General features: G+C 56.7%; 8 protein-coding genes and 1 pseudogene. 1 reads left to right on the top strand and 8 read right to left on the bottom strand.

Features of this window, described 5'->3' with window-relative positions:
* Window positions 1–149: 149 nt before the first annotated feature.
* From KEHDKFFH_RS20405 to KEHDKFFH_RS15845, 6 genes and pseudogenes are all read right to left on the bottom strand, one after another.
* Window positions 150–854 (bottom strand): ABC transporter ATP-binding protein, encoded by a 705-nt coding sequence (locus tag KEHDKFFH_RS20405; protein ID WP_240339515.1) that lies wholly within the window; start codon window positions 852–854, stop codon window positions 150–152.
* Window positions 855–1,064: 210 nt separating this feature from the next.
* Window positions 1,065–1,493, bottom strand: a pseudogene (locus tag KEHDKFFH_RS20400) (hemerythrin domain-containing protein); the annotation flags it as partial.
* Between the two features lie 38 nt (window positions 1,494–1,531).
* Window positions 1,532–2,290 (bottom strand): ABC transporter ATP-binding protein, encoded by a 759-nt coding sequence (locus KEHDKFFH_RS15860; RefSeq protein WP_104322812.1) that lies wholly within the window; start codon window positions 2,288–2,290, stop codon window positions 1,532–1,534.
* Complete coding sequence (locus tag KEHDKFFH_RS15855; protein WP_104322811.1) at window positions 2,287–3,294, bottom strand: branched-chain amino acid ABC transporter permease; 1,008 nt, start codon at window positions 3,292–3,294, stop codon at window positions 2,287–2,289. Before KEHDKFFH_RS15855 ends, KEHDKFFH_RS15860 begins: the two co-directional genes overlap by 4 nt.
* On the bottom strand, window positions 3,294–4,169 hold the full coding sequence (locus KEHDKFFH_RS15850; RefSeq protein ID WP_104322810.1) for a branched-chain amino acid ABC transporter permease: 876 nt from the start codon (window positions 4,167–4,169) through the stop codon (window positions 3,294–3,296). The genes KEHDKFFH_RS15855 and KEHDKFFH_RS15850 overlap by 1 nt, the downstream gene beginning before the upstream one ends.
* A gap of 82 nt (window positions 4,170–4,251) precedes the next feature.
* A complete protein-coding gene (locus tag KEHDKFFH_RS15845) occupies window positions 4,252–5,409 on the bottom strand; it encodes an ABC transporter substrate-binding protein (RefSeq protein WP_104322809.1) in 1,158 nt (385 codons plus the stop codon).
* Window positions 5,410–5,715: 306 nt separating this feature from the next.
* Between KEHDKFFH_RS15845 and paaX the strand changes: the two genes are divergently transcribed.
* The gene (paaX, locus tag KEHDKFFH_RS15840) at window positions 5,716–6,684 is read left to right on the top strand and encodes a phenylacetic acid degradation operon negative regulatory protein PaaX (protein WP_104322808.1); all 969 of its coding nucleotides are present in this window, start codon (window positions 5,716–5,718) and stop codon (window positions 6,682–6,684) included.
* A gap of 7 nt (window positions 6,685–6,691) precedes the next feature.
* On the opposite strand, the gene KEHDKFFH_RS15835 is transcribed toward paaX, so the two are convergent.
* Window positions 6,692–7,201 carry an acyl-CoA thioesterase gene (locus KEHDKFFH_RS15835; protein WP_104322807.1) on the bottom strand — a complete coding sequence of 170 codons (510 nt, stop codon included), beginning with the start codon at window positions 7,199–7,201 and terminating at the stop codon, window positions 6,692–6,694.
* Between the two features lie 43 nt (window positions 7,202–7,244).
* Entirely contained in the window at window positions 7,245–8,429 is a 1,185-nt protein-coding gene (locus KEHDKFFH_RS15830) for a YbfB/YjiJ family MFS transporter (protein WP_104322806.1), read from the bottom strand.
* Window positions 8,430–8,431: the final 2 nt, after the last annotated feature.

The following is an 8,431-nucleotide window of genomic DNA, read 5'->3' as shown; positions in this document are numbered from 1 at the left end:
AAGAGGATTAGCATTCATAGGGACGGCGGTGGATTGGTTAATTTTGTTGTTTTGGCGAACTCAAAACTAACCGGTTTTACCGCCGTCTCCTACTTTTTCACGCTAACCTGCGATGAACCTTTTATTTGTGCAAGGAAAGTTCCGGGCGATTACATGCCCAGGTAAGCCTCACGAACCTTCTCATTGCTGAGCAGTTCACGGCCGGTGCCCTCGATCACCACCTTGCCGGTCTCCAGCACATAGCCACGATCAGCCAGGGCCAGCGCCTGGGAGGCGTTCTGCTCTACCAGGAAGATGGTAATGCCCTCTTCCTTGAGCTCTTTGACGATGTTGAAGATCTCTTCGATGATCAACGGCGCCAGACCCATACTGGGCTCGTCCAGAAGCAGCAGCCTCGGCTTGGCCATCAGGGCACGCCCCATGGCCAACATCTGCTGCTGACCGCCGGAGAGCTCACCCGCCAGGTTATGACGCTTCTGACGCAGGATCGGGAACTTGGTGTACATCCGCTCCAGATCGTCCATCACCTCGGGGGTTTTGCCCCGGGTGTAGGCGCCCAGCAGCAGGTTGTCGTGAACGCTCAGGTCCTTGAACACCTGCCGGCCTTCAGGCACCTGAACAATGCCATTAGCCACCCGCTGATCGGCACCGATCTTCGACAGATCCTTGCCTTCGAAGGTTATCGCACCTCGGTCTGTCGGCTGCAGACCGGAGATGGTCATCAGCAGGGTCGATTTGCCGGCGCCATTAGCGCCGACAAGCGACACGATCTCGCCGCTGTTGATGTGGATATCCACATCATGCAGAACTTCAATCTGGCCGTAGGACGTTACCAGCCCCTTGATGGACAGCATTTCCTGTTTGGCATGGGGCGCCGTCACCCGGTCCGCATGCTTCAGGCCAAGACCACCGAACTTCTCTGGGGTGTAGCTGACAATCTGGTGCCGCAGTTCCCGGAACTCTTCCCGAACGCGCTCACCGAACAGCGGATCGTTTTCCACGTCCCGGGCTTCAATAATCTGCTGCCAGTCTTCTTCCGTCAGCAGTTTACGGGCCCGTGGGATAACCACGCCCTCTTCCTTGCGAATGTGCTTGCGCAGGGCTTCGGTGAAACGCGCCAGGGCATGACTGAATTCCTCGCGGCCTTCCGGCCAGCCTTCTTCGCAATCAGCCAACAACCGCCGCAACTCCACCAGCTTTTCATGACCGATGACATAGCCCTTCGCCAGCTTTTCCAGAAGCGGCGCCGTCTCAGGTGACTTCTCACTGAGCCGCTTGTAGAGCTCGATGTCCGTGGGTGTGCTATGGACCCGTTGGGAGAAGTGCTGAATGTAATCGAAAATGGTCGTTAACAGCCGCTCATCGGGCCGCTGATCGTTGACGTTCATATCACTCAGAAGCTGATCCAGCAGATCCAGAATCCGCCACAGCGCCTGGTGTTCATGAACAATAATCCTTACGGCCTGCTCACTGCGTGACTGGGCAGGCGCCATTTCAGTGTTTTGCTCGCTCATGTGAAATGTCTCCTTGCTCAGCCACCCAGATAGGCGGCGATAACATCCGGATTCTGGCGGATTTCCTCAGGGGTTCCCTCTGCCAGAACACGGCCGTAGTTAAGCACCAGCAACCGGTCAGATATACCCATAACCAGTTTCATATCGTGCTCAACCAGCATTACCGTGGTGCCCTGATCCGCAATCTTGCGGATCAGATCTTCCAGCGCAGCGGTTTCAACCGCGTTCAAACCGGCAGCCGGCTCGTCCAGAAGGATAACCTTGGGTTCAGCGGCCAGCGCCCGGGCAATTTCCAGGCGCTTGAGCGCGCCATAGGACATGGCCGAGGCTTCCGTATCCAGGTAATCACCACAGCCCACATATTCCATAAGTTCTGCAGCACGCTTGCGAGCCGCAGCTTCGTTGCGACGCAGGGAGGGTAAACGGAACAGAGTGGTAAACAGGCTGCTTTTGAGCTGCAGGTGGCGGCCCAGCATCACATTCTCGATGGCCGTCATATTCATGCAGATCTGCATCTGCTGGAAGGTGCGGCACATGCCCCGCTCTGCCAGCTCATTCGGCTCAAGTTTCAGGGTGCTTTCACCGTTGAGCAGGATCTCGCCCTTGGTGGGCGTATAGAGCCCGGTGATCAGGTTGAACAGCGTTGTCTTGCCGGCACCGTTGGGGCCAATAACCGAATAGACCTGACCGGCTTCAACAGAAAAGCTGACACCTTCCACGGCGTGGACACCACCAAAGGCTTTATCCAGCCCCTTTACTTCGACCAGTGCTGTCATGCCTCACCTCCCGCTTTCTTGCGCATTTTCTTGGACACAAACGCGGTCAGTGTGGGCAACAGGCCCTTGGGCATAAAAATCATGGTAAGCATCAGTATCAGGCCGAACATCACGTGCTCCAGCTCCTGGAAATCCGCCAGAACCTGGGGCAACAACTTGAGCACCACGGCACCGAGAATCACACCGAAGGTAGACCCCATGCCTCCCAGCACAACCATGGTGATGAAAAGGATCGAGAACTCGAAACTTGCCACCGCAGGCGTAATAAAGCCCTGGAAATGGGCATAGAGGCTACCCATCAGGCTGGCGTAAATGGCAGAGATCACGAACACGAGGCTCTTGTATTTTGCAGTGTTTACGCCGACAACGCTGGCGGCCACTTCCGAACCGTGAACCGAACGCAGTGCCCGGCCAATGGGCGACTCGATAAGGTTCAGGGCAAACCAGACTGCCACCAGAAGCACGACGCTGGCGAAGATATACCAGGCCTGAAAGCCTTCAATCTCGATGCCGAGCAGCGAATAGCTACCAAAAGCGCTCAGTTCCCAGCCAAACACTTCGAATGCCGGAACCGGCATGCCGTCCGGCCCGCCGGTGAGTGCCCGTTCGTTGTTCAGGATGATGGCAATGATAAAGCCCACAGCGAGGGTCGCCATGGACAGATAGTGGCCCTTCAGCCGCAGAATCGGCCGCCCGACGATCCACGCAATAAAGCCCACAACAACTGCTCCCACCACCAGCGCGGGCACTGAAGACCAGCCGTAGGTGCCGGTCGCGATACCGGTAAAGTAGGCGCCAAGACCGAAGAAACCGGCGTGGCCAAGACTGATCTGGCCAGCAAAACCCACCAGGAGATTAAGACCAACCACCGTAGCGGCAATGATCGCCATCTGGGTAACCAGTTCATAGTGGAACGGGTTACCGAGAAAAGCGGGCAGAATAATGAGAATGAGGGCAAGGATCACCAGCCCCCGGAGGCGCGACTGCATAAACGTATTCAACATCAGACGCGCTCCACTACCTTGGCACCAAACAATCCGCGGGGCATGAAGAACAGCACCAGCAGGATCATGGAGAATGCCACGGCATCCTTGTAGTCGGATGAGATATAACCGGCCGCCATGGCTTCAACGATTCCCAGCGACAGACCACCTACAACCGCACCAACACCGCTACCCAGGCCACCAATGGCAGCGGCCACAAAGCCTTTGAGCCCGAGAATGATTCCGATGTCGTAAGAGGTGAACGTGATCGGAGCAACCACGATGCCGGCTACCGAGCCCAGCAGTGCTGACACCATAAACGCCAGCATGAGAACCATCTGGGTCCGGATACCAACGAGACGCGCCGCCTCCTTGTTCATGGAAGTAGCCAGAATAGCTTTACCAATCAGCGTCTTGGTAAAGAAGAGCACCAGCCCCACTACCAGGATCGCACCGATACCCAGAACCCACAGGCTCTGACTGTTCAGTACCGCACCAAATACCTGAATGGGCTGATCTGTACTGAAATTCTGCATCACGTGGTATTCCTTGCCCCAGACTACCTGGGCAATACCGCGAATAAAGATCGACGCGCCGATGGTGATAATAATCAGGGTAACAACATCGGCCTGCTTGGCAGGCGCAATCGCGAAACGTTGCAGGGCGATGCCGAGGATGCCGGCCAGGATCACGGCCAACACGACTGCCACGATCATGGGCACACCCATGGCCGTCAGGGAAACCGTAGCCATGCCTCCAATCATCAGGAACTCGCCCTGGGCAAAGTTGATGACGTGACTGGCGTTATAGATCAGGGTAAAGCCGAGGGCTATCAGGGCGTAGGTCGCACCGATAGTAATCCCGGTGAACAGGTACTGTAAGAATTCTGCGAGCATAGCGGTGGTTCCGGTCGAACATCGGCTGGCGACCGCCCCCGGGAAGGGGCCACCGCCAGCCGCGAGACAGGTTAAAGGGGTATCAGTTAATCAGCTTCCATTCGCCGTTCTGGACTTCCAGAATCCGGAAGGATTCCGGATCAAGGCCGTTGTGGTCTTCCGGTGACATGTTGAACACACCAGTTACGCCGACATAGCCCTTGATGTTTTCCAGCGCGTCACGAACCGCTTCCGGATCGGTAGAACCGGCCTCTTCCATAGCGCGGACTGCAAGCATCAGGCCGTCGTAGGCGTAAGCACCGAAGGTGGACACCTTGGAGTTCCAACGGGCTTCGTATTCAGCCTTGTAGTTCTGAACCACTTCCTTCTGGGGGTCGTCGTCCGGCAGGGAGTCCGGCACCAGCAGCGGAGAAGCGGGCAGGCGCAGGCCTTCGGCAGACGAGCCAGCCAGATCGAGGAAGCTGTCAGAGGCGACACCGTGGGACTGGTAGAACGGAAGTTCCATGCCCAGCTGGGCATAGTTGCGGGTTACGATAGCCGGACCCTGGCCAAAACCGAAGTTCAGAACCGCTTCCACACCTTTTGTGTTACGGATATTGGTCAGCTGGGCGGTCATGTCTGTATCAGATCCGCTGTAGGTCACATCGGCCACAACTTCCATGCCCATCTGCTCGGCCACTTCCAGAGTCTGGGTACGACCGGAGCTTCCGAAACCACCTGTGCCGGAGATCAGGCCAAACTTGGTGATACCGCGATCCTTCATGTCGGTCAGAATACGCTCTGCCGCCATGCGATCCGTCTGGGGAGTCTTGAACACCCATTTCTTGACCGGATTGGTAATAACCACAGCGCCGGCCAGAGAGATGAACGGCACTTGTGCCTGTTCAATCAGCGGTACCGCCGCCATGGTGGCGCCGGTAGTACTGCCACCAACGATGATATCGACACGATCCGAACGGATCAGGCGACTGGCAAAGTTACGGGCAGAGGAAGCGTTGCCAACGTCGTCATAATGAATCAGCTCCAGCTGACGACCAAGGACACCGCCTTCTTCATTGATTTTTTCGACATACATCTCGAGCGTTTTCAGCTCGGGATCGCCGAGGAAGGATGCCGGACCTGTGACAGACAGGAACGACCCGATCTTGATAGGTTCAGCTGCCTGGGCGCTCATCATCATGAGACTGGCGGCTGCAACGGCTGCGCATTTTCCTGCGCGACGAATCACTGTTTTAAACATTGTTTTTGTTCTCCCGAATTGTGCAGGGGCTTGAGTATGTTTTTGTTTCATCGTCCGTGACTACGACAGTCCCTTTTCTTCGCTCCCGGTAAAATTCGATACCATTGACGAATATCAAACGAAGTTATTGTATCATAACTCTCGTGTCAACTGATTTCAGGGAGTGCGGCCACAGCTCTTTCAGTAAAGCCGACACTGGCGCAACGCGCCAGCACGGCTAATAGAAAGACAAACCTTTACCTGACACGTAAGAACCGCATAATACGTACAACGTGTTTCATTGATTCTTATTTGCGAACTCAGGCCATGACTGCAAAAAGCCAACTAGAATTGCTCGTCAAGAATTTCCAGAAGAAGCGACCGCTACGCGCCGGCTCACTCATCATCACCATTTACGGCGATGCCATCGTTCCCCGCGGCGGCAATGTTTGGCTGGGCAGCCTGATGAAGCTGGTTGAGCCCATGGGGATCAGTCAGCGACTGGTCCGCACCTCAGTGTATCGCCTGGTCCAGGAATCCTGGCTGCAGACCGAAAAAGTGGGCCGTTGCAGTTATTACAGCCTGACCGGCCCTGGACTGCGCCGGTTCGAGCAGGCCTTTCAGCACGTCTACAACCTGGACACGGAGGAATGGAGTGGCAGCTGGTGCCTGGTATACCTGAACCAGCTGTCCCCGGAGCTGAGGCAGAAAGTCCGGGAGGAACTGAAGTGGCTGAGTTTTGGCAGCATGGCGCCAGGCCTGATGGAACACCCCCGATTCACCCGCAGCGAGTTGATCCCCATGCTCCAGGAATGGGGTGCACTGGAAGATACCATTGTGATGCAGACCATGCCCATGGAGCAGAAGAGCCCAAGGGCGCTGAGACTGCAGGTTCGCGAAAGCTGGAACCTTGAGGAACTGGGTGGCCGCTACCGGCGCTTCCTGAGCCAGTTCCGCCCCTTGTGGCGCGAACTCCAGACCGAGGACACACTCAGCCCCGAAGAGTGCCTGATTCTCCGGGTCCTGCTGATCCACGAATATCGGAAAATTCTTCTGCGCGACCCACTGCTGCCTGATGAGCTGTTACCCGGTGACTGGGAAGGCCGCAGTGCCAAGCAGTTGTGTCGAAACCTCTACCGACAAATCTACATGCGGGCGGAGCAGTGGCTGGACGAGAACCTCGAGAACGCCTCCGGCCCCCTTCCAGGTCCCGGAGAGAAGTTTTACAAGCGCTTTGGTGGCCTGAGAGATACGGCAGCCCAGACCTCCCTGAAGACTGAACCGGAAGTGCTATAACCGCCGATCAGTCAGATGATTGTCCGGCAGCGGTAGAAAGCTGCTTTCTGGTTGCCAGGCGCCCCTCTCGACGAATCTGTGCGTTTTTGTATCGGCGCTGCTGGTCATCCGTCTCCGGAATCACTTCCGGGACATCCACTGGCCTGTCATCTTCGTCCAGAGCAACAAACGTGAAAAAGGCCGAAAGAATATGCCTGGTATCGCCAGTGTAGCTGTTCTCGGCCTCTACCCTCGCACCGATCTCCATGGACGACCCCCAGCTTCTATTCAGCGACAGGCTGAACAAAAGCGTATCGTTACCCTTCGCCGGCGCCCTGAAATGGATTGAGTCTACAGCTGCCGTCACACAAACATGGGCGGAGTGGCGCTCAGCCACGACCAGCGCCAGCCGGTCACATTTCGCCATGATCATGCCGCCGAACACGGTGTTGTGGGAATTCATGTCGTTCGGAAACACCTTGTACACGTGTTTCTCAATCGCCGATGCGGATACCGGCTTTGAAGGCTTTCCTGGCATGATTTCCTTTCCTATTCGACTGAATTTTGATCAAGGACGCAATTCAACCGGCAGCGGCAGGTTCGCCCTGGCGCTGCTGCGCCCGCCGTGCGAGATGAAGCATAACCACACCCAACGCCATCACCACCAGCGTTAGCCACAGGCCGTTGGTGTAATTGCCCTCAACATCGGCGAGATAACCGACCACTGCGGGCGCAATCATCTGGGCGATACCGTAGCTGAAGGTCAACCGACTCATGGGGCGTGAGGGGTTCTCGGGGAAAACCCGCCCCACCATCGCCAGCATCATGCTGACGATGCCGATAAAGCTGGCGCCGTATATCACTGAACTGAGCATCACACTGGCCAGACTGGTATTCACGATCAGCATCAGGATGCTGACGGAGTTCAGGGCATAAGCCAGATAGAGCGCCAGCCACTGCCCCCAGCGGCGGGAGAACACATCCCATAACCAGCAGGCCGGCGTTGCAGCAAGGCCAGCAATCAGCCAGACCAGCCAGCCCTGCCCCTGAAGCTCGGGCATGGATTCCGCAATCGCCACCAGGAAAGTGGCCGTCACCACATAGCCCACACCGGCGCAGAAATACGCCAGCTGCAGGATCCGGATGAACCGGCTTCGCTCATCACCGGCCTTGGCCGCACCTGTTTTCGGCAAGGCACAGGCCCGGTAGTCCGGCATCCAGAGCCAGGCAGGCACCAAAAGTGCCAGGGCCACCAGCCCATAAATCACCCATTGCTGATCCCAGGTAAACGGATCCTTGATCAGCTCCGCTGTGACAGCAGTAAGGACAATCCCAAGGCCGATACCGGAAAAGAACACGCCAAGCTCGGATTTCTGGTTGTTCTTGATCAGCCAGCTCATCAGCAGACCGGCGCCGAGCAACATGCCTGCGGAGGTACTCAAGCCGGAGATAAAACGCAGAATGGACCACACCCACACATTGGTGGTGTACCCCATGAGAACCGTTGAAACCACGGCAACCACCAGCCCGAGCTGGTAAAGCCTTACCTTGAGACCAAGATCACTGATCCGGGTAATGAGTACCGCGCCAGTCAGGTAGCCGGCGTAGTTCACCGTTGCCAGCATGCCGACAACGGATTTGCTCAGCCCCAGGGCCGCGACCATCTCCGGGATCATCGGCGTGTAGGAAAACCGGGCAATCCCCACCATGACCACAACAGCAATCACGCTGGCAACCAGCACTTTTATTGTTTCTATCGGCTTCACAG

The organism is Marinobacter maroccanus (assembly GCF_002933275.1).
Lineage (GTDB): Bacteria > Pseudomonadota > Gammaproteobacteria > Pseudomonadales > Oleiphilaceae > Marinobacter > Marinobacter maroccanus.
Note: the sequence above shows the minus strand (reverse complement) of the source record. Positions and strands in the feature narration are given on the sequence as shown.